At 41.4% G+C, this 22257-nt stretch carries 22 protein-coding genes; 12 read left to right on the forward strand and 10 right to left on the reverse strand.

Going from position 1 to position 22257, the window contains the following annotated elements; translation table 11 throughout:
* Positions 1–14 precede the first annotated feature (14 nt).
* Genes HDCHBGLK_RS05305 through HDCHBGLK_RS05330 form a run of 6 tightly spaced genes read left to right on the forward strand, consistent with a single transcriptional unit; the run spans position 15 to position 3988 of the window.
* Complete coding sequence (locus tag HDCHBGLK_RS05305) at positions 15–1064, forward strand: type II secretion system F family protein (protein ID WP_004607592.1); 1050 nt, start codon at positions 15–17, stop codon at positions 1062–1064.
* 13 nt (positions 1065–1077) lie between these two features.
* A complete protein-coding gene (locus HDCHBGLK_RS05310; protein WP_009248410.1) occupies positions 1078–1410 on the forward strand; it encodes a hypothetical protein in 333 nt (110 codons plus the stop codon).
* Between the two features lie 2 nt (positions 1411–1412).
* A complete protein-coding gene (locus HDCHBGLK_RS05315; RefSeq protein WP_004607590.1) occupies positions 1413–1898 on the forward strand; it encodes a DUF4860 domain-containing protein in 486 nt (161 codons plus the stop codon).
* Entirely contained in the window at positions 1895–2365 is a 471-nt protein-coding gene (locus tag HDCHBGLK_RS05320) for a type IV pilus modification PilV family protein (RefSeq protein ID WP_004607589.1), read from the forward strand. Before HDCHBGLK_RS05315 ends, HDCHBGLK_RS05320 begins: the two co-directional genes overlap by 4 nt.
* A gap of 48 nt (positions 2366–2413) precedes the next feature.
* Positions 2414–2908: a hypothetical protein gene (locus tag HDCHBGLK_RS05325; protein ID WP_004607588.1), complete on the forward strand. Its 495-nt coding sequence runs from the start codon at positions 2414–2416 to the stop codon at positions 2906–2908.
* 18 nt (positions 2909–2926) lie between these two features.
* Entirely contained in the window at positions 2927–3988 is a 1062-nt protein-coding gene (locus HDCHBGLK_RS05330; protein WP_004607587.1) for a type IV pilus twitching motility protein PilT, read from the forward strand.
* Positions 3989–4336: 348 nt separating this feature from the next.
* Here the strand turns inward: HDCHBGLK_RS05330 and HDCHBGLK_RS05335 are convergent, their stop codons facing one another.
* From HDCHBGLK_RS05335 to HDCHBGLK_RS05345, 3 genes are all read right to left on the reverse strand, one after another.
* Positions 4337–4651, reverse strand: coding sequence for a GGDEF domain-containing protein (locus HDCHBGLK_RS05335; protein WP_039909825.1), 315 nt, complete (start codon positions 4649–4651; stop codon positions 4337–4339).
* 33 nt (positions 4652–4684) lie between these two features.
* Positions 4685–6451, reverse strand: coding sequence for a diguanylate cyclase domain-containing protein (locus HDCHBGLK_RS05340; protein WP_004607584.1), 1767 nt, complete (start codon positions 6449–6451; stop codon positions 4685–4687).
* A gap of 154 nt (positions 6452–6605) precedes the next feature.
* Entirely contained in the window at positions 6606–6866 is a 261-nt protein-coding gene (locus tag HDCHBGLK_RS05345) for a hypothetical protein (RefSeq protein WP_082210553.1), read from the reverse strand.
* An 82-nt stretch (positions 6867–6948) separates the two neighbouring features.
* On the opposite strand from HDCHBGLK_RS05345, the gene HDCHBGLK_RS05350 reads away from it, so the two are divergent.
* Positions 6949–7224 carry a hypothetical protein gene (locus tag HDCHBGLK_RS05350; protein ID WP_009248418.1) on the forward strand — a complete coding sequence of 92 codons (276 nt, stop codon included), beginning with the start codon at positions 6949–6951 and terminating at the stop codon, positions 7222–7224.
* A gap of 464 nt (positions 7225–7688) precedes the next feature.
* On the opposite strand, the gene HDCHBGLK_RS05355 is transcribed toward HDCHBGLK_RS05350, so the two are convergent.
* The 5 genes from HDCHBGLK_RS05355 to HDCHBGLK_RS05375 form a co-directional block, all read right to left on the reverse strand.
* Positions 7689–7925: a hypothetical protein gene (locus HDCHBGLK_RS05355; RefSeq protein ID WP_039909824.1), complete on the reverse strand. Its 237-nt coding sequence runs from the start codon at positions 7923–7925 to the stop codon at positions 7689–7691.
* A 15-nt stretch (positions 7926–7940) separates the two neighbouring features.
* Complete coding sequence (locus tag HDCHBGLK_RS05360) at positions 7941–9329, reverse strand: tyrosine-type recombinase/integrase (RefSeq protein ID WP_039909823.1); 1389 nt, start codon at positions 9327–9329, stop codon at positions 7941–7943.
* A gap of 13 nt (positions 9330–9342) precedes the next feature.
* Positions 9343–9558 (reverse strand): helix-turn-helix domain-containing protein, encoded by a 216-nt coding sequence (locus tag HDCHBGLK_RS05365; RefSeq protein WP_004607578.1) that lies wholly within the window; start codon positions 9556–9558, stop codon positions 9343–9345.
* Positions 9531–9965 carry a helix-turn-helix domain-containing protein gene (locus tag HDCHBGLK_RS05370; RefSeq protein WP_004607577.1) on the reverse strand — a complete coding sequence of 145 codons (435 nt, stop codon included), beginning with the start codon at positions 9963–9965 and terminating at the stop codon, positions 9531–9533. Before HDCHBGLK_RS05370 ends, HDCHBGLK_RS05365 begins: the two co-directional genes overlap by 28 nt.
* A gap of 141 nt (positions 9966–10106) precedes the next feature.
* Complete coding sequence (locus HDCHBGLK_RS05375; RefSeq protein ID WP_004607576.1) at positions 10107–10349, reverse strand: helix-turn-helix domain-containing protein; 243 nt, start codon at positions 10347–10349, stop codon at positions 10107–10109.
* Positions 10350–10606: 257 nt separating this feature from the next.
* Here HDCHBGLK_RS05375 and HDCHBGLK_RS05380 point away from each other — a divergent pair, with 257 nt between their 5' ends.
* Positions 10607–11785 (forward strand): IS110 family RNA-guided transposase, encoded by a 1179-nt coding sequence (locus HDCHBGLK_RS05380; RefSeq protein WP_039909206.1) that lies wholly within the window; start codon positions 10607–10609, stop codon positions 11783–11785.
* A gap of 120 nt (positions 11786–11905) precedes the next feature.
* On the opposite strand, the gene HDCHBGLK_RS05385 is transcribed toward HDCHBGLK_RS05380, so the two are convergent.
* Positions 11906–12298: a type II toxin-antitoxin system PemK/MazF family toxin gene (locus HDCHBGLK_RS05385; RefSeq protein WP_039909822.1), complete on the reverse strand. Its 393-nt coding sequence runs from the start codon at positions 12296–12298 to the stop codon at positions 11906–11908.
* Between the two features lie 584 nt (positions 12299–12882).
* Positions 12883–13083, reverse strand: coding sequence for an ECF-type sigma factor (locus HDCHBGLK_RS05395; protein WP_004607574.1), 201 nt, complete (start codon positions 13081–13083; stop codon positions 12883–12885).
* Between the two features lie 485 nt (positions 13084–13568).
* Here HDCHBGLK_RS05395 and HDCHBGLK_RS05405 point away from each other — a divergent pair, with 485 nt between their 5' ends.
* From HDCHBGLK_RS05405 to HDCHBGLK_RS05420, 4 genes are all read left to right on the forward strand, one after another.
* On the forward strand, positions 13569–14909 hold the full coding sequence (locus HDCHBGLK_RS05405) for an ATP-binding protein (RefSeq protein WP_004607573.1): 1341 nt from the start codon (positions 13569–13571) through the stop codon (positions 14907–14909).
* A gap of 53 nt (positions 14910–14962) precedes the next feature.
* Positions 14963–17836, forward strand: a complete 2874-nt coding sequence (locus HDCHBGLK_RS05410; RefSeq protein ID WP_004607572.1) for a DNA adenine methylase — start codon at positions 14963–14965, stop codon at positions 17834–17836.
* Positions 17836–20187 (forward strand): restriction endonuclease, encoded by a 2352-nt coding sequence (locus HDCHBGLK_RS05415; protein WP_004607571.1) that lies wholly within the window; start codon positions 17836–17838, stop codon positions 20185–20187. Before HDCHBGLK_RS05410 ends, HDCHBGLK_RS05415 begins: the two co-directional genes overlap by 1 nt.
* Positions 20188–20262: 75 nt before the next feature.
* Positions 20263–22251 carry an ATP-dependent nuclease gene (locus HDCHBGLK_RS05420; RefSeq protein ID WP_039909821.1) on the forward strand — a complete coding sequence of 663 codons (1989 nt, stop codon included), beginning with the start codon at positions 20263–20265 and terminating at the stop codon, positions 22249–22251.
* Positions 22252–22257: the final 6 nt, after the last annotated feature.

Here is a 22257-nt window from a genome sequence, read left to right on the forward strand (position 1 = left end):
GGAAAGGAGCCCTTATGCCTAAGAAAAATATTACGCCACTATCAAATACAGAGATTGCTTCCTTCTGTTCCCAGATGGCAATGATCTTAAAGTCCGGAATCTCTTCCATTGAAGGAGTTTCGATCATGCTGCAAGATGCGCGGGGCAGCGATGAAAAAGAATTGCTGACCGTTATGAACGATGTGCTGACCCACACTGGCATTCTTCATGAAGCTTTAAAAAAGACGGGCGCTTTTCCCGGATACCTGCTTAATATGGTGCGTATCGGCGAGCAGACCGGACGCCTGGATGATGTCATGCAGTCGCTGGCCGAGTACTATGAAAAAGAGGCCTCATTGGCACAGACCATCAAGAACGCGGTTACTTATCCGCTTATCATGATATTTATGATGATTCTCGTAATTATCGTCCTGATTACAAAAGTCATGCCTGTCTTCAATCAGGTATTCAAGCAGCTTGGCAGCGAAATGACTGGCCCTTCCGGGGCCATTCTGCATATCGGAGCCTTTCTTGACCGGCATTCCGTTATTTTTATCGGTATTCTTATAATCATTGCCGTCCTGGCTGTCTATGCCTTTAAAACTACCAGAGGACAGAATGCATTCCGAAGCCTGATTGTTCGATTCAGGAGAACCCGGAATATATCTGAGAAAATTTCCTCCTACAGATTTGCAAACGGCATGGCGCTGACATTAAGCAGCGGGCTTACGCCAGAAGAGTGTCTGAATCTGGCAGCGGATCTGATCGAGCAGGATGAGTTTTGTAGGAGACTGTCCAAATGTAAGGAAGCGGTTTCCTCCGGCGAAGATCTCTGCAATACTCTGCTGGAAAACGGCGTATTTTCAGAAGTATATGCAAGAATGGCATCTATTGGATCAAGAACCGGCATATTAGATGATGTCATGAACAAGATCGCCCATCAGTATGAAGAAGACATCGACACTCACCTTTCCAGCATCATTGCAACCGTTGAACCCACGCTTGTCATCATACTGTCCATCATCGTAGGAATTATACTGCTGTCGGTAATGCTTCCTCTTATGAACATTATGGCTGCCCTATAGCAAAGGAGTTTTTATGACGCACCGTTTTGAAAGAAACCGAAAAAGTTCATACATTAGAAATATTATTATTTCTTTATCGTTCTTTCTAGCCATATTACTGTGTTTCTATCTCTCCGTAATGTCCGTCTCCAGCGAATCTGACAAGGAAGAGTATCAGACCCTTGAAACCGCATTGACGCGAAGCATTACCCAGTGCTATGCCGTAGAGGGGAATTATCCGGAGAGTCTCGACTATCTGAAGAAGAGTTACGGGCTCCACTATGATGAAGAAAAATTTTTTGTAGACTATCAGCCTCTGGGCTCCAATATAATACCTGACGTAACGATTATCAAAAAGGAGGAGTAGGCGTGAGATTCCGTAGTCAGAATAGACATGTCATAGATTTTATATTTCCATTAGCGGTATTTTTTGTATTCGCGGCTTCTTCCTTTGCCGTGCTGGTTCTCTCTGCCAACATTTATAATACGCAGACAAAAGAATCCAACAGCAATTATGTTGCCCGCACCTCCCTTGCCTATGTCAATGAGAAGATACACCAGAATGATGAAGGAGGCGGCATTTCCATCCAGTCTGTAGACGGACGCGACTGTCTTGTTCTTGCAGGAAATTCTGACGGAATTGCATATACCACCTATATCTATGAATACGATGGAAGCCTGAAGGAATTATTTATACGCGACGGCGTGTCAGCCTCTTTGAAAAGCGGGAAAGACATTATGGAACTTGAGTCATTCCAAATGGAAGAAATTGAAGAAGGGTTATTTCGATTTGTATTTACAGACAAGGATGGCAGGAAGTCTTCGTCTCTTGTCGCAGAAAGGAGCACGCCATGAAACAGTCATTAAACCGGCACTCCAGCATGTTCCTGATGGAGATCATGATTGCAATTCTTTTCTTTTCCCTGGTAAGCGCCATCTGTCTGCGTATTTTTACTGCTTCCCGACAGATGGGACAGGATACCAATGATCTGAATATGGCTGTGAACCAGTCCGAGAATATCGCGGAACTTTTGACCTATTCCTTGAAATCCCCGGAATCTTCCTCCATGGACATGAAAGGAACCTCCGGCTTTCTTACTTCTGAATACCCGGATATCGCTGTAGATGGCAATTGTTTAACCATATACTATGATGCCAGCTGGAACTGCTGTACTTCCGGAAACGCGACATATTATATAAAGGTCAGGAAAACGCAGGAGGAATCCCTTTGCGTGTTTTGCATAGATGCATATAAGACTTCTGAGAAAAAGAAGCCTGTCTATTCGCTTAATGTAAGCCTTCATCCCCCTCTTCATCCATAGCCAGCACTACATTAGGATGAAAAAGGGAATATTTTATAAGGAGCTTCTATGAAAAAGAAAAACTTTTCGATTACAAATATAGGTAACGTATCACTGCTGATGATTTTCATCATCCTTTGTATGGTTACCTTTGCCGCGCTTTCCTTATCATCTGCCGCGGCAGATCACAGGTTCAGCCAGAAGATGGCCGACCATTCCAAAGAGTATTATAAGGCTTCCGGACAGGCGGAGACAAAACTTGCGGAAATTGACCGTATATTGGACATAGCATATAAAGGCGCCGAGTCTGATGATGATTACTATCAGCAGATCAAAGACAGCCTTCCAGAAATCTCCCAGACGTTTACGAAAGAGAATCCCCTGATCTCATACCAGGCTGAGATGAATGATTCCCAGGCAGTCTTCGTAAAGTTAAGAATCTTGTCGCCTACGGAAATAGCATCCAATGGATCAAGCAGTTATTATCAGATTGTCGCCTGGAAGGAAATCAATACGAAAGAATGGAAGGGCGACAATAGCATCAAATTAATCGGTGAAGAATAAGTAGGAGGAATATCCATTATGAACTTGAATACATCGCAATTACTAGAAAACGCCGTACGGGCAGGTGCCTCCGACGTGTTTATCGTAGCCGGGCTTCCCGTTTCCATGAGGATTAACGGGATGATCGCCAGAGAAGATGAATGCCGTCTTTTGCCGGAAGATACCAGAATGGTTATCGGGCAGATCTACCATCTTGCCGGAAATCGCCCGCTATCCAATCTTGAAGATTCAGGAGACGATGATTTTTCATTCGCGATTCCCGGACTGTCCAGGTTCCGGGTAAGCGCATATAAGCAAAGAGACGCCCTATCCGTCGTCATAAGGATAATAACCTTCACTCTTCCTGATCCAAAGGAAATCGGACTGCCGGACAAGATTATTAATTTCGCCCACTATTCAAAGGGGATGGTTCTTGTTACCGGTCCTGCCGGCAGCGGAAAGTCCACCACTCTTGCCTGTATTATTGATCATATTAATAAGAGTTACGACAAGCATATCATCACGCTTGAAGACCCTTTGGAATACCTTCACCGGCACAATAAAAGCATCGTTAGCCAGCGGGAAATCAATGTAGATACTCAGAGTTACGTTACTGCGCTTCGGGCATCGCTTCGTCAGAGTCCGGATGTCATCCTTCTGGGAGAGATGCGGGATTATGAGACGATGCAGGTAGCCATGACGGCAGCCGAGACCGGCCATCTTATCTTTTCCACGCTTCATACCATTGGAGCCGCCAATACCATTGACCGGATCATCGATGTGTTTCCGCCTAACCAACAGCGTCAGATTGCCGTCCAGCTGTCCATGGTGCTTCAGACAGTCGTATCTCAGCAGCTCGTGCCATCCATCGATGGAAGGATGGTCCCAGCCTTTGAAATCATGACCGTTACTCCTGCTATCCGTAATATGATCCGTGACAACAAGATTCCTCAGATTGACGGCATCCTCTATTCTTCAGCCAACGAGGACATGGTATCCATGGATTCAAGCCTCCAGAAGCTGTTCAAGGAAAATATCATATCTGCTGACACAGCGCTTGCATTTGCTACCAATCCTGACATGCTTAGAAAGAAACTTTAGACATAAATGATGGCCGGCGCGATAAACGCCGGCCATTATCTTTTTTATCCTAATGGGTAGATATCATACTCTATATCAGAACGTATCTTTCTCTCTAAGCCGGCCTCATACCTGCTTTTTATGCATTCTCCTATCTTTCTGGCATTCTCTGAAGAAGTTCCCATAACCATCAAAAGATACTGACTGCTGCTATACTGTGTAAAAGCATCCCCTTTGCGCAATGCATTACGTATTATTTCATACAGTTCTTCCATCAAGCCTTGCTTCTTTTCAGGATCAAACTTATCTTCCCCTTCTTCCAGCGTAAGCAGAAGAAGATAAGCAGAATCTCCACTCCGCCTTTTTCCTTCAATTTCTCGCTTTATTATTGTAATCCTGATAGACCTGCTCCCTTTTCGCTTCTTCTGTAAAAAATATAGCAAATATATCCAATCCTATCCTTGCTGCAACTCCACATCCTTCAGCCATTTTTTCTGCGATCTGCGCAACTCTTTTTAATAGCCTGTCCCCCATCTGATATCCGTATTTCAGATTAATTCCCCGAAAATCATGTATATCGATTTCAAGAAGCATCCCTGAGTACCCATTTTTTAGGTGACTGCTCATAAAATCTTCCAACTCGTTCCTGGTACTCAGCCCGGTCAGCAAATCTTTATATGCCATACTTTCTCCTTTCACATCCCACACATGCTGCTTTTAATCCGATGGATGCATCATTCCTTCCTCAAAAACCATATACCTGCCTCGCCCATTCTGTTTTGCCTGATATAATGCAATATCCGCCTGATGATATAATCGTTGAAAGTTTTTTGCTATATCATCATCAATCACAATTCCTATGCTCAGGCTTAATCGATCGGGAATGTCGTCCCTGATACTATAATTTTCTGCCATATCAAGCATCTTTCGAGCCTTCTCAAGAACAATTTTCTGATCATATATATCGCGCATGAAAATCATGAACTCATCGCCGCCCAGCCGTGCGATGATATCCGTTGAACGAAATAAAGCCCTGCACATCTTTACGACTTCTATCAATACGCAGTCTCCCTGCAAATGCCCGAACTTATCATTAATCTCCTTAAAAAAGTCTATGTCTATCAGCAGGCAGGCGTAGTATAAGTCAACGCCTTTATTTCTTATAGCCTTTTTTACCGCCAGTTCCAGATAGCTTCTATTATAGGCGCTGGTAAGAAAATCTGTGTTAGATCGAAGCATAAGCTCCTTTTCTGAACTGATATCAACCACTTTCCCAACTACTTTTGCAAGATTTCCTTCAGAATCAAATACTCCTCTCATCAGCACCCTTCGCCAAATATTCTTGGCATTCCAATCAACTATCCGGTATTCTGCCTTAATCGTCTTATTGCTGATCTTATCATTAGATATATCCATTATTTTCTTATAAATTTCTGCCTCATCTTCCGGTGACACTCCTAACTCTTTCCACCCATCAGAAACTCTGGCAGTTTTTATGATCTTTTTATGTTTCTCCCCAGCAATAGATGCCGGATAGAATACCTGTAGTTCATCTTCTCTCATATTATAATCAAAGATAATGTCATCCGATAATTCTGAAACTATTTCATTTCTCTCCTTTTCCATCTCCAACTGTCCGATCGTCTCCTTGATCTCTGAGATATCAGTAAGGATACTATTAATAATAACCTCCTGATTTGCATCCCTTACCTTTTTTCCGTAATCCATAACCCACAGCAGGGTGCCATCCCTTTTTCGTATTCTGTATTCCGTCTTATATTCGTCCCCTTTTTTGAAGCATTCCCTGCAATCTCTCATAGCCTTCGGGACATCTGGCGGATAGATAGCCCCTTTTGCTGTTCCCCCGCTCATCTCCATAAATTCATCATAGGTATATCCTAGCATATTGCAAAGTTCATCGTTTACATAGAAGAACGTATAATCTTCATCATCAAGGCTTCCTTTCATCCCTCCAGCCGTTGTCTGGGCAAGGATTTCCATCTGCTGTGTCTTTTCAATCAGAAGCCTTTTCAGGAGCCTGTAATTTTCTACGCTCATCTCCTCCGGATAATATTCTTTCTCTTTTACAATGGAATTGGGGGCGGATACATGCATATGCGTCACCTTCCATTGGCCGCCGCATAGATGGAATATAAATGAGGCTCTCTGTCTCAGACTAAAAAATCCATTTTTATCCACTCTGGAATTAATTAAAAACTGTGCTATGACTACAGCAAAATCTTCTCCTTTGCTCACCATGCTATAGTTCTCATTCAGAAGACGTATTTCATACTTGCTGTTGCACCCCTTCTCGAAAAAGACTTTTAGCTTATCATAATCAAGGGCCATTGCCTGATCGCTGACCCCAATCCACGATACCTGATTCCGGTCGAAATATGATAATGCAGCATTCCAGTCCTGATCAAGATAATAGGTATGAATTAATCCTTCTGTCATTTTCTGAAAGTATCCGGAATCCTGCATATGTCTACCTCCCTAATAAAGATTACCAAAATATTGATATACGGAAATTATACATCATCTTTCAGCATTTGTAAAAGAAAATAAAATAAGAACCCCCTTATCTCTTTCTTCCTCGTATCTTCGAATCATCTTAGCGATCTCTCTGTTTAATTCATTATCTTCTACAAGAAGAATATGGCAGGCAGAAAGACTGATATCTTCTTCCTCCTTCTGGTCTTGCGCAGACACGCTGGTCCTGCCTTGCCTTCTCTGCCCTCTGCTCATCCAGTATACGAAACAGATCCAATGATATTCCCCGTCGTTTCCCATCTGCAGGATTTCGGTATAGATCGATCCAGTCCGTCTGTTTCATCACATCCAGATTGTGTTCGATCACCACAAGGGTATTTCCACGGGATACGGTCAGATCGAACAATGAACTGGCGCCTGAGGATGTTGCTCATATTGCTAACAACATATCTCATTCTCCTTAAATTCTTGTTATGGAGGAACAAAAAGTGGCTGGTATCCATGGAACCGTCTCACTCTTTGATAACCAGATTCCAGAACTATGGGAGGAATTTCACCGTTTTAATAAGAAGTATCTAAAGACGGCGGGTGCGGTCTATAGCATCTGCGAGACGAAGCAGACTACCTATACGAAAGATGGAAATATCTCATTTACAGTTATCGTAGTAAAGAACTGGATGGCCAGGAGGATTTTGAAGTTTATGAGCGCGAGATACGGTCATTTGATGACCCGGATAATCAGGTTAAGATTTATATTCCAATAAAATAGGAACAAAAAGAGTCTAACAAAAATAGCGCCTTTCATCTTCCATGAAAAGCGCCGCTTTTAGCGTTCCCTGCGAGAATCGAACTCACAACTAGTGCTTAGGAGAAGCACTTCTAAAGGTCAATCAGCTACCTTCTAAGTTTAAATAATCCCCGTATTTACTGGGTTTTCACGGCATCAGGATGTTATCCTGTACCTCGGTATTTTTGCTGATTTTAAAGTGTTTTAGACCTTCCAATTTGCAGGTGATTAGCACGAAGTTCGAATTTTGGAAAATGCTCAATGGTAAAAACAAGCCGCTGTTGTGTGGGTGCGTCCCTTCTGGTGTTAGGACGGCTCTTCTGATCTGGAACTTCTCAAGAACAGTATGTAAATAATAGACTGAAAGAAAGAGGACAACCCATGTTGGATTGTCCTCTTGTGTTTCTTTGGGTGCAGATGCTTGCTCTATGATCTATTACTTCAATCTGCACACACTTTTCTTTTATGGCTCATTATATCTTTTTTTTGCAACGCTTCCTGTATAACGGTATAAGGCACATCGAATACATAGCGTGAAAAATCTTCTAACTGTTTTTTAGGATAGGCAGACAGACAAAGGCGTTTCATCTCAAGCCAGACGGCCCGCTTATGATAGGTCAGGTCGGATATATACTGACATCCTATTTTGGCCTGCATATCCGTAAAAATATCTTTCAATCAATCACTCCAATCTTAATACGATATAGCAGAAGGAGCCAGTGATTTCAAAAGGGCTGCCATTTCTGGATTGGCAAGAAGTTTCTGAAGCAGCTCCTGTTCAGTCTGTGTTTCTTTAGGTTCGGTTGTTTCCTCCGGTTCTTCAACTGCTGGGGTTGATTTGCTCTGGTAGAACTGCTCCTCAAATCGTTGCGCATTTAAACGTCTGTCCTCGTCTATGATATGAGAATACACATCGGCTACCATCTTGACCTGTGCGTGGCCGGAATCCCCCTGTACGGATTTCATATCGCCACCGTTGAGTTTCAGCTTATAAGTGATACTTGAATGTCTGAAACTGTGAAATACGACAGGCGGCAAGTCGTGATCTTTGATCAGCTTCCCTAAAGCTCGATTGATAACCTGTCCTTCAATCGGTCTGCCGCAGGAAGAAGCGAATACGAGATTAAAGTCCAAGTATTCGTCTCCAAACAGTGCCTTGTAGTTTTCAATTTCCTCATGTCGATCAACAAGCATTTCCGCAACTGTTTTCGGAAGAAATATCTTTCGGATACTGGTTTTAGTTTTCGGCTCTTTCAGCACCAGCGCTGTGTGTGTACTTGCCAGCGCAGGCGGAAATTTAAAGACAACTCCTTTTTCACCCAACTGTTCCAACGCATTGCGATTAACACGCTGAAGCTCTTTGTTGACAAAGATGTAGGCACATCCATTTTTTATGCTGTCCTCCGAAATGTCGATACAGTCCCAGGTCAGTCCGAGAAGCTCACCCATTCGCAATGAGCAGGAAAAAGCAAGATTCAGTGCCAATGCCAGATTGTCATCGTCACAAACTTCCAATGCTTTGAGCAGTGTTTCTGCTGTCCAGATTGCACGCTCTTTATGTTCTTCTTTTGGAAGGGTAGCATTAAGAACAGGATTCCTTGACATCAGTTCCCATTTTACTGCCTGATTAAAGGCATTGCGGAGCAGCTTATGAATCTCTCTGACCGTATGAGCCGTGAGATATTCATTGTTCGGCCTGCGGTTATTTACCACCTTTGCCTTGACCGATAATAAGCTCTGATAGAATTTGTCCATCGTTCTCGGTGTCAGATCTTCCAGTTTAATATCTCCAATCAGCGGAGTAATATAATTGAAGATCAGGCTTCGCCTTGCTTCATAGGTCGATAATGCCCAGGTATTCACACCATAAATAGACATGTATTCTTCCAGAAGATCACTGACCGTCTTAGCGGAAGGGGTAATAAAAGTACCTGTCTCCTGTTCAAATTCAACCTGCACTTTGCGCTTTTTGGCTTCGGCATTAGTAGCAAATGTTTCCCACTTTTGCCTCTTTACGCCGTTTTCATCCGTATAGCTGTAAACCACAGAATAGCGGTTTTTTCTCTTAACAATAGATGCCATGTAAAACACCTCCTTATTCTCTTGTTTCGAGCCATGCATCAAAACTGCTTTTTACGATTCTGATGCCACGATTCAATCGAACACTCTGAAACACATTCTGATTTATCAGCTTATATGCAGTGGGGCGGCTTATTCCAAGAATCTGCCGAATTTCTGCAACAGTATAGCTTTTCTTATTCGGAGCAGTTTTTGAAACTCCATTTAATTCAGCGATGCGATCTTCAAACATGCTGCCACCTCCTCATTTTTGATAACTTTCTTATAGTGGGATTGAGAGTTGTACCAATCCTCGAAGCTATCTATGTAAATACGGGTATACATGCCAACCTTTACCGTTTTGAAGGGTTTCTTCTTCATCAAGTCATATAGGGTTCCTTCAGCAATCCCAAGTAAGCGGGCAGTTTCCTGAATTGACATTGTGATGGATGTCCAATTCTTTCCCGGTGCTTCACCAATTATTTTCTTATAATGAAGCTGGTTGGCATACCAGTTTTCAAAGCTCTCGATCATCACACGCATCTTACCGGCGATGATGACCGTATCAAAATAGTTCTTTTTCACGAGCCAATATGCTTCCGTCTTGCCAAGCCCAAGGAGCCGACGCATTTCTCGCACGGACATGCTTTTCTTTTTCATTGTATTTTCCTCCGATTCATATTTTTTTCGGCTCGTCAGCCGTTAGGGTATGCTATATAGCCAAGCATCTCTGCTTGGCTATATAGTATGGAAAATCGGAGAAAAAGTGAAATGTGCAAATCCGACAGCTCAAGGGATTTTTCACATTTGACAAGTATCCATCTGTTTATCGAGCCAATCGTCAAAGCTCTTTTTTGAAATACGGATATTGCCGCCGATACGGACACTGTGGAATACGCCAGATTTCACAAGATTATAGGCAGAATTCCTGCCGATGCCTAAAATGTCCTGGATCTCATCAACTGTATAAATTCTTTTCTCATATGGAATACTCGGCATAGCTTCTGTATCCTTATTTAATGCTGCAATTCTATCCTCAAACATGAGAAATCCTCCTCGTATTATAAAGTAGTAGTGTTTATAGTCCCTCTCCAAGGACTGTATGCTATACTGTTGGAGATACTGTGGATTGTTTAATCACTCCTACCACTTGATGGTTTCAGAAAGGCTACAACCACAGTCTCTTTGTATAGTTGTTAATCAGTTAGATACCGCATGACGGTTTATTTAGAACGAGGTTACAATCGCAAGGAGTACCTGTGGCTCTAAACAGTATCAAATTTATTCAAAGGAGATTTCTTATGATTTACGTTGGAATTGACGTTGCCAAAGATAAGCACGACTGCTTTATTACGAACTCAGATGGCGAAGTATTATTTAAGCCCTTTACCATCTCTAATAATCGCGAAGGTTTTGAAACCTTATTTGAAAGAATCTCATCCGTATCAGATGATTTAAACAAAGTAAAAGTAGGACTGGAAGCCACCGGACACTACAGTTACAATCTTCTGGGATTTCTTCTTGATAAAGGTTTGCCGACCTATGTTATCAATCCGTTACATACGAATCTTTACAGAAAAAGTCTCAGCCTTAGAAAGACGAAAACGGATAAAGTTGATTCCCGTACCATTGCTACTATGATGATGTCTGACATGAACTTAAAGTCCTACTCAAACACATCTTACCACAATGAGGAGCTAAAGTCACTCACTCGTTATCGTTTTGATAAAGTCAAAGAACGGGCAAAGCTGAAAAGTTCTGTTTCAAGACTTGTGTGTATTCTTTTCCCAGAACTGGAAAAACTCGTTCCTACGCTTCATATGGCATCCATTTATGCTTTACTTTCTGAATTTCCAAGTGCAGATGCTGTTGCAAACGCACACCTCACAAGGCTTTCCAACCTGCTCTCTGAAAGTTCTAAAGGCAGATATGGGAAAGATACTGCTGTCATGTTTCGTGACGCTGCAAGAGGTTCTATCGGTTCTCATATGCCTGCAAAGTCTTTGGAACTAAAACACACCATCAAGCTCATTCAGGAATTAACGATTGAGATTAATGAAATCGAAGCAGCCATCAAACGAATCATGGATGAAGAGATCCATTCTCCCATCCTTACCATTCCTGGTATCAGTTACCGGATGGGCGCAATGATCATTGCTGAGATTGGGGATTTCTCTCGTTTTGATTCCGCAGATAAGATACTCGCATATGCAGGAATGTCTCCCTCCACTTATCAATCGGGACAGTTAGATAACTGTTATTCCCATATGGAGAAACGAGGTTCCAGATACCTTCGGTATGCCCTTTACAATGCCACAAAATATGTCTGCCAGTGGGATGAATCCTTTCGTGTATATCTAGAAAAGAAACGTTCAGAAGGCAAGCATTATAATGTTGCATTATCTCATACCTCCAAGAAACTTGTGCGATTGATTTTTGCACTGGAAAAATCAGGACAAGCATACCTTCCAACAACTTAATTCTTTTCTGTAAATATCTCCTTTTAGAGCACCTGTAAAGATGCTCTTGTTGTCATGCAGTTTTCAAGGTTCAAAAATATCTGAAATGCATTTCTGCAATTCATTCATAAAACTTTCATTTTAGACTTGACTTTTAATAGTTAGTCTTTCTGCTTTCAGCTCTTTTTCTGCGCCCATGCTGATAAATAGGGGTAAAACAATCTTTTCCATAGATTGTTTATCAAGCTGTGTTACTTTCTCTTTGAGACGGCTTTTGTCAATCGTGCGCACCTGTTCAAAGAGAATAATTGAATTTTCGGGAAGCCCGTCAACATCTTCCAAATAGTAATGTGTCGGCAGCTTCGTTTTCTTTCGTACTCGGCTCGTAATGGCAGCAACAATGACCGTAGGGCTGAACCTGTTTCCTGTATCATTGGAAAGAATGAGGACAGGTCTTGTGCCGCCCTGTTCAGAGCCGATATGCGGATCAAGTTTTGCGTAGTAAATATCTCCACGCCTGACAGTTCTTTTCATTATAAATGCCCTCCAATCTATATTTGACATACAGTTTCTGTCTATGTAATAAGCCAGACGAAAGGCTTTGTGAGGTCGGGAGCATATAAAACAAAGCTCTGTTCTCATTGATAACCTTGTATCTGGCTTTATGATCATGGCATTTCTATTTGTCCTCGACACCCCGAAATGCAAATGCGTAAAAGCGTAGGGAAATCGCCAAACGGTCAGCAGCGAACTGACTCCACGGGAGTTTCACCCCAACTGACGGTCTGCCAGAGCCGCCCTCATTGCCTGCGGCGGATTGGATACCGCTCGGACTGTGACTGGACGGGAGTACCATTATGCTCTTTGTGGGTTATGGCGAAACCGGGGGCTACCCGATATTTGGAGTCAGTATAGGCTCGCTCACCACCTTTCATCGCTATTTGCTTGTCGGCAGGTCTTGGCGTACTGCTCCGTACGCTTATGCTCATCACAATCACAAAGAGGAAGTATTTGGCGAATGACTTATTTGGTTGTCAAGGAACAATCCTGTTTTCGCCACACAAAGGAAAACAGGGTGGAGGATTTCGTCCTCTCACCCTGTCGCCAGTGGGAAACTATCAATTTCCCCTCATATTAAAATATTTTTTTATTTTTTCTTTCAACCTGTCCATACGCCTGTAAATCGCCTTTTCGGTAATCTTTAGATACCTGGCGATTTCATGGGTGCTATACCCCTGGATCTTCATCAGAACAATCTGAAGGGTAAGCCTGTCCACTGTGATCAATACATGATACAATTCCTGATTGTCAATTACCATCTTTGATATAGTGCCAATATTCTCGAATTACCCTTTGACAAAATTACCTCTGAGGATTTCTCAGCATTTATGAGGATACTAAGCCTGTTCAAACTACTAAAGAATCCCAATAATATGAGGAGGAAAGTCCGGTCACAAGTCTATCACAGTGCTAAGAAAAGAAAGAAGAGATAAGACTAAATGAAGTGATGCCGACTTGACCATTTGACTTTCTATGTTTTAGAAAACATCATGAGTCAAATATGGCAGAAAATGTGTAGTCAAAAACATATCTGTTCTGGATGAGAGGCAATTGACCGTCTCCTGTATAACTCTATAGTTACTCTCAAAGCAATCTGACCGAGACTATCAATAATAATGTGATTCAACCGTCTTAAAACACATATAATTTTGTGATTTAGCTTGTATTATTTGCTATTTTTGTATATAATAAAAGTGTGATTAAAAACACTAAATTTATCATAAAAGCGTGATGGGGTGTATATATGGAACGATTGATTTTAAGGGAACTGCTGAACTGGAAGAATTCTCCCTATCGCAAGCCTCTGATTTTGAAAGGTGTGCGCCAAGTAGGTAAGACCTGGATTCTGAAAGAATTCGGCAAACGCTACTACGAGAATACTGCTTATTTTAACTTTGATGAAAACGAAGAATACAAGCAATTTTTTGAAACCACAAAAGATGTAGACCGGATTTTGCAGAATCTGATGCTGGCAAGTGGTCAGAAGATTCTGCCAGAAAAGACCCTTATTATTTTTGACGAGGTACAGGACTGCCCCAAGGTCATCAATTCCATGAAGTATTTCTGTGAGAATGCACCGCAGTATCATATTGCCTGCGCTGGTTCTCTCCTGGGTATTGCCTTAACAAAGCCTTCTCCCTTTCCGGTAGGTAAAGTCAACTTTATGCAGATTGACCCCATGACTTTTACAGAATTTTTGTTAGCCAACGGGGATGCGAATCTTGCAAATTATCTGGAGACAGTAAACACTATCGAACCGATTCCTGATGCCCTTTTTAATCCTCTATATGAAAAGATGAAGATGTACTATGTAACCGGTGGTATGCCGGAATCCGTCAAGATGTGGACGGAGGCACGGGATGTAGATGCCATGCAGGAAGCCTTGTCTGGAATTATTGGCGCCTATGAGCGTGATTTTGCCAAACACCCCAATATCAGCGAATTCCCCAAGATTTCGATGATATGGAAATCCATACCGTCCCAGTTGGCAAGAGAAAACAAAAAGTTTATCTATAAGGTAGTCAAAGTAGGGGCACGGGCCCGTGAATACGAGGATGCCTTGCAGTGGCTGGTGGATGCCCGACTGGTGCATAAGATCTACCGCAGTACTGCTCCTGGCCTGCCTATAGCTGCCTATGATGACCTCTCTGCCTTTAAGATTTATCTGGTAGATGTGGGACTGCTCCGCAGACTGGCGCAACTCGCACCGACTGCCTTTGGCGAGGGTAATCGGTTATTTACCGAGTTCAAAGGTGCATTAACCGAAAATTTTGTGCTTCAAACTTTGATTACACAGTTTGAAGTGACTCCTCGGTACTGGACGCAAACAAATCCTCCTTATGAGGTGGATTTCCTGATTCAGCGTGAAAACGATATTTTCCCTGTGGAGGTCAAGTCCGAAGCCAATACCACCAGCAGGAGCCTTAAGAAATTCAAAGAGTTGTTCCCGGATCAAGTTAAACTCCGTGTCCGATTCTCACTGGATAATCTGAAACTGGATGATGATGTACTGAACATCCCACTGTTTATGGCGGATCAGACTGATCGGCTGATTGGCTTGGCAATGGAGAAACGGCTAAGATAACTCACATTGACCAATTTCTCTCCATAATTCAAAAAATCATTGAGGCGAATAGAATGAATCAATATAATGAAATCTCTACACTTCAATATATGGGAAGTAAAGCACGTATCATTTCTCATATATGTGATCCAATAATTAAGAATAAGTCAATTAAAACCGTTGTTGATCTATTTGCAGGAACAGGTTCTGTTGGCTATGCTCTTAAGTCATATAAAAATGTCATTAGCAACGACATTGAGTACTACGCATATATCATTAACCAGGCTATATTGAACGGATGTAATTTTTCTGAGTTAGAAGAAGCTTCATTTTGGGCAGTTGTAGAACAAAAATATACGCTTCTGCAAGAAAAAGTATCGACTGCTCTATTCGCAGAAAAAACCTTTTTTGTTGATAACGTAGACTATAAGCTATACCAGACCTTTTGCGAAAAAACACCATCTGTATTTGAACCTCATAGCGACGATCCCCGAATGAAAGAACTTACAGAGTTGGTTTCTCATGTAATTCCAGGGAATGAGCCTGCTCTCGACTTCCCCTGCTTATTTTTAACTTACTTTGCTAATGCTTATTTTGGCATTGCACAATGTTGTCAAATTGATGCGTTGCGTAGCGTCATTGAACAGGTAATGGATAAACATACCAAAAATGTTCTATTAACCGTCCTAATGTCTGTCATGAGCACAGCGGCTTCTACAACAACACATTTTGCCCAGTTCTTAAAAGTGAAAAGCAAATCAACATGCAATAATTTGCTTACCAAAAGAAAAATCAACATCATTGAAGAGTGTAAGGTATTAATGAAAGAGTACCGGAAATCGGGATTGTGCTCCCAAAATGAATACACAACATTTGATTGTTATAACCTTGATTTTTCTGAATGCTTAGATTCTATTGTTTTAAACAAAAGCACTCTGGTATACGCTGATCCCCCTTATTTCAAAGAGCATTATTCCAGATACTACCACGTGCTAAATACACTGTGCTTATACGATTACCCGGCAATGGCTATTAATCCTCAGACGCATGAACTTTCGATTGGTAGATATAGAGAAGACAGACGGGTATCAGACTTTGGCAAAAAGGCTAAAGCTTTAGGAGCATTTGAGACGCTTATCACAAAATGTGCCACAGCCGGGACGTGGTTAATGATTAGTTACTCTGATAATTCCATCGTAGACATTACTGATCTACAAACATTGGCTGAAAAACAATACGATGTTCTTATTGAAAAAGTAGAACTTAGCCATTCAAAACAAGGTCGCAGTTCGATATCAAAGGTTGATGAATACATTTTCATTTGTCGTCCTAAGGAGTTTGTTCACGACGTGAATGAGAAATTGTTAGTGGTCAAAGAACTCAAACCAATCGTTGATAACCCCGCTGGCTTTATGCACAACTATATGGCACGTAAACCATATAATGTTGTCTCTGAAATAATCAAACGGTTTTGTCCTGATAACGGATGTATATATGATCCTATGTTTGGTTCTGGTACTACCATCATTGAGGCAAGCAAGCTCGGACGGAAAGCTATTGGTACAGATATCAATCTTCTCGCATATAAGCTGTGTAAAACATCTCTTTCGAAATGGGACCTGAACCAAGTTGAAATAGAGATTGATTCGTTCTGCGAGGAAGTTCGTTCTGCATGCAATCCTCTATATATGTTTGTTGAAGAGGATGAAAATCGCATATTAGAGAGATGCCATTTTGATAGACATGGTGCAGAACTTGTTCCGACGATGTATTGGTATAAATTACAAAAAAAGGGGAAGTTAACTGGTCGAAAAAAAGCAGTTGCATCAAATGAATTTATTGTGCAGTATAAGATGTTTAAACACAACGATAAGCAAAATATTGACGATCAGGCATTGATCCCTAACTCACGAATTGCTATTAAACCTAATGCGACAGTGTACAGTTATTTCTGCAATAGAAATTTGGTTGCAATCGACCGAATAATCGGTATTCTTCATTCGCATCAAAACAGTTATTGCTACGATATTTTAGAATTGCTTGTTTCGTCGGCAATCAATTTGATTAAGTTATCGGATAAAAAAGCATCCAGTCAGATGCCATATTGGCTTCCCCAAAAGGATGTTACTTCAAGAAATGCTGTCATGATAATAGAACAAAAAGCGACTGCTTTTAAGGAAGGATTAAAATATCTTAGCGAAAAATGCAAAAGCTTTGTTGATGAGAAAAATATAGTTCTCAAGAATATGCCTGCGCAGAACATTTCAATAGATCTACTTCCAAACGAATCTGTTGATTTAATTTTGACCGATCCTCCCTATACAGATCAGGTTCCGTATCTCGAGTATAACCAGCTTTGGTATAAGGTGATGGGATGGCAAGGATTTACGGACGAGTCATTAGAAGATGAACTGGTTGTTTCTGATGCCCCAAGTCGAAATAAGAATGGTGACGATTTCAATCGTGTTTTCGAGGCGATTCTTAGCCGCATTTCTCCTGCCTTGAAAACAAACGGATATTTCATAATGTTTTACCATTCGTTTGATTTGAAATCGTGGAGCGATATTCTCAAGACGATGCAGGAACATGGTTTGGCATATTGTGGTCAGATTCCAAGTGCTACACCAAGAAAGTCCTTTAAAACAATTATGACTCCTAAAGGCACGCTTAATGGTAACTATATCGTTGTATTCCAGAAAAGAGCAATCAGTGAAGCACCACAATTTAACGGAACTATAGACGAGGCAAAAAAGCTTGCGGTTGAATGCGCAAAGAGAATCATTACAGAACGTAAAGAGGTAACATCTCAAGATCTGTACGATTGTGGTATGCTCAAAGAATCTTTTGAACGCGGATACCTGCAAATTCTGTCGACAAAATATAAATCTTTTGTCGATGTCATCAATGATTGCTTCGTGTTCCAGGATGGGTTATGGAGGTGTAAGTAATGTATTGGTTATTAGATTACGCAGAACAGGAAAACCTGCGCCAGCGAATGATTCACTTGCAAAGCACAATTCTCAATAGGCAGCCTCGAGATCAATCAGAGCAGATTTTTCCTTTCATTGGTAGAAAGAGCCGCACTATTGCAAGAACATTGATTGAGAATCTCACGGATGAGAATGGGCTCGTCGTAGATCCTTTTGGCGGGTCTGGTACATTTGCATACGCTGCACTTGATGCTGGTCGTCATGTGCGATTTAATGAATGGGAGCCGTACGCCTATAAATTGTCTACTGCTCCGTTTCGTGGTGTTCCATCTTCCGAGGAATATTGTGCAGCTTTGCGTTTTATTGCGCAGCGGGTAGAACCTACTATGAACGCCATCTATAAAACAAGATGTCCAAACTGTGGAGCTGAGTTGTCTTTTGATGGTTTATTCTTTGACCGTGAACCGCTTGAGTACTACCATCCAACACAGCACGAACGCCTTGGAGCAAATGGCGAAAATGTAATTTTTAGAAATAGACGATACAGATGTCATTGTGGCTGCACAGAAAAACATTATGATGATTTTGATGAAGCTGTACGCCTCCAAGTGGAGGCTATGCCTTGCAACTTTCCCAATGTAGAGTTGATCGAAAATTCTCGATTGAATTTTACAGCCCCGAAGTATACGGCATATCAGAATCTATTCTCTAAGCGTCAGCAAATTGCATTGATGACACTCAAGGATGCCATTGCTGAACTTCCGGATGCTACACGTACCTTCTTTGAAGATGCTTTTATTTCGATTGCACACTGCGGAAAATACACTGACTATCGTAGTAAGAGTCAAGATAATCATTGCCCTGAAAATCGCCTAAAGGAGACCAATTTATATCATAGATTTTTAGAGAAACTGGAAGAACGCAGAAAGTATATCGCTGCGCAAGACTTTGACCTAAATTTGTTAGAAGCAAGTTCTATGGACTATAGATGCTTTCTGCACACTATTCTGCCCAACACAGTCAATCTTCTGCTGACAGATCCTCCATATGGTGATAACGCTCAATACTTTGAGCACGCCCAAAGAATCCATCCGCTTATGGGGTACTCGTTAAAAGACGATGATGACAGACTTCGCAACGAAGTCGTGATTAGCAATGCTCCCTCCAGAGTAGATAAGCATAGTAAAGATCAATTTCTTAACGATATAGAAAGACTATTTATTGAAGCGAATCGGATTGTTGATGACCATGGATTTATGGTGTTGTATTTTAGGCCGCAACAACGAGATTGGGTTAGCGATCTTAACAAGTTGAAGGATTTTGGGCGACGTCATGGTTTCGAGCCGCTTCTAACTATTTCTGCGGGAATTTCAGATCCTTCTATGCGGGCATTGGCTTCTGCTGCTTGGACATTCAAAAATGATGTATGCTTTATTTTCCTGAAGCTAAAAGAAAACGAGCGCCGATGGTACGAGGGCGAAACTGATATTGACGAACTTGTTTTCTTAGCCGCCACAAGTGCTGCAACAGATCAAGGCAATCCGTTTGTCATTACTCAATTTAATCAGGAGTTCTTGTCTCAATTGCGTAGATGTGGATTGATGAGATTGGCTCATCCGATGTATGAAGCCAAAATTAGAAAAACTTTAGATCGATTTACAACAAGAAATGGTGCGCAGTATCGACTGACTGGCCTATCTCCGTATACTCTGATGAACCGTGAGATGAACGCTGAGATTAGGCTTCGTGAGTTTGCTCCAGTCGTAATTGAGGAATTAACATCTAATGGACAAGGTTTTACTTTTGAGGAGTATGTGATTCACCTTTCTTCCTTCATGGAAAATGGTAGTCGAGAAATCATCAATCAATTGCACACCGCCAATAGACTAATTCCAGAACTGCTGAATGTTTATGCTGTAGAAGATCCCGAGCAGGGGAAATTTTTTGCTCGTAATACAGTCAATACCGATTATGACACTAATGGTCGAGAGCATTTGTGCACAATGGATCCTTATGACTTTGAAAGATTGATTGCAGACTATTTTGTTCGGAGAGGTTTTGTACATGCAGAAGTCATTGGGCGTTCTGGAGATAGAGGCGTTGATGTCCTTGCTACCAATATTCACGGAGAATATGAATTGATCCAATGCAAAAGGTATCGTCAGGGCAATAATATTGGCTCCACACCTATCCAGCGTGTCCATAGCTATATGCGCACACGAAATGCAAGTAGGGCCTGGGTAATTACAACTTCCGATTTTACTCCTGAAGGCCGTGATGAAGCTCGTATTACGAATGTGACAATTATGAATGGTCATGACCTATTGCAGTCTTTGGAAATATACTATCCTGGACGTTTTTGCTTGTAAAAATCTTTTTGTGTACAAAGGGCAATCCCGATGGCACTTACATCATATACCTGTGCTATCAGAAAGGAAATTGGCATGCGATTATCAAAGATAAAAATAAAAAACTACAGATTGCTTATTGATGCTGAATTGGAAGTTGATTCGAAAACAACCTTAATTGTGGGACGCAATAATACTGCCAAAACCTCGTGCTTCGAGTGCATCGGTAAAGTATTGGATGGAACTCCGTTTTCTTTCAATGATTACCCGTTGTCAAAAAGAGAAAATCTATATGCTAATATTACTTCGTTCATGGCAAAGGAAATTGCTTTTGAAGAACTCTGTGAACGGCTGGAACCAATATCTATAGAGTTCCTTGTAGACTATTCCCTAGATGACCCGGAGGATAACTTAGGTGCATTGTCTCCGTTTATCATTGATGTAGATATCGATACCACTACAGCATTGATTCGTGCCGAATACAAATTGAAAGCAGACGAGAAAGGTATTTGGAAAATTTTAGAGCCAAACTATTATGAAAATGGGAACTTTTCTCCTGCTGATGATGTCCATAATGCTATTATAAGCAATTTCCACAAGCTTTTTGAAATGACGATTTATGCAATAAATCCCCAAAAACCAGATGAAAAGCAGAGTAAAAAGCAGGCAGAGCTGGCCGATTTATTTCCGTTTCACATTATCCAGGCAGAGCGCTGCCTTGGTGAGGACGGAACCCAAGACAATTCTTTGTCTTCGCTTATCTCTGATTTCTTTGACATGAGTGAAGATGAATTAGATCCAAGTGTTGCTGAAAAAGTCAAGGAACTTCGAGCTATTGTTGAAAACGCTAACAAAAATGTTCAACAGCAAAGCGATAGCATCCTAAGTGCTCTGGTCAGCAGCGCAGTTGGGTTTGGTTATCCCAATGGTGAAGAACTACAGTTAGGAGTTACAACCCAACTAAGCATTGATGACCAGATAAAGAATCAAACACAACTTTCTTATACTGCTGGAACAAGCAAAGAGCGACTCCCCAGTACCTATAATGGTTTGGGATATAAAAACCTAATCAAAATGGAATTTCTTCTTGCAGCATTCGCCAAAAAGGTAGAAAAATGTGGGGACGCCTGTATACCGTTGCTTTTTATCGAAGAACCAGAGTCCCATATGCATCCGCAGATGCAACACGCCTTTGCAGAGTACTTAGAAGCGTTTCTTGCGAAAATTACTTCTGTAGGAATTCAAACTTTTTTAACTTCGCATTCTGCTCATATTGCGAACACAATGGTTTTCTCTAAAATTCGATATGCGCAAAAAACAAAGGCCGGTGTTATCTATAAGAACCTAAATACGTTTGCTCAGGAAAATCCTTCCAACACCGATTTCATCCGAAAGTATCTTACTCTAACCAAATGCGATTTATTTTTTGCTGATAAAGCAATCTTTATTGAAGGGGCGTCAGAACGTTTGTTATTGCCCGACATGATCGATAAATGCGCTAAGGCGGGGGACTTTGATTCTCGAGAATATAAACTACCTGCTCAGTATTATGCCTTGGTTGAAATTGGTGGTGCTTATGCCTATAAATTTATTCCGTTCGCTGAGTTCTTGGGAATTCCATGCCTGATTCTTACTGATTTGGATTCTGTATCTGGCCAAAAAGGCGCGAACGGGAGAATATATTATAATTCCGTTCCAGTTTCATGCGGTGAAACAACATCTAATGAAACTCTAAAATGGTGGGTCCGGAAGAACAAAGGACTTTCAGAGGATGATAATACTCAAATCGCTCTAACTGATATTACATCGATGTCTCCTGCTGATAAAACTCGATGCAAATGTCACATTGAATTCCAAACAACAGAGAACGGGTTGTGCGGACATTCTTTGGAAGAAGCAATTCGGAATGTCAACCGTGCACATTATGAATTAGGAGATACTCCTACTGAAAACGATCTTGAGTTTTCGGGGAAGAGTAAAACAGATTTTGCTCTTAATCTCATTTGTGAATGTGAGGATTATGCTATTCCAGCCTATATTAAAGATGGGCTGGTGTGGCTCAATGACCAACGGGTGCTTGAGTAAGGAGGT

Source organism: [Clostridium] scindens ATCC 35704 (genome assembly GCF_004295125.1).
In the GTDB taxonomy this organism is placed as follows: domain Bacteria; phylum Bacillota; class Clostridia; order Lachnospirales; family Lachnospiraceae; genus Clostridium_AP; species Clostridium_AP scindens.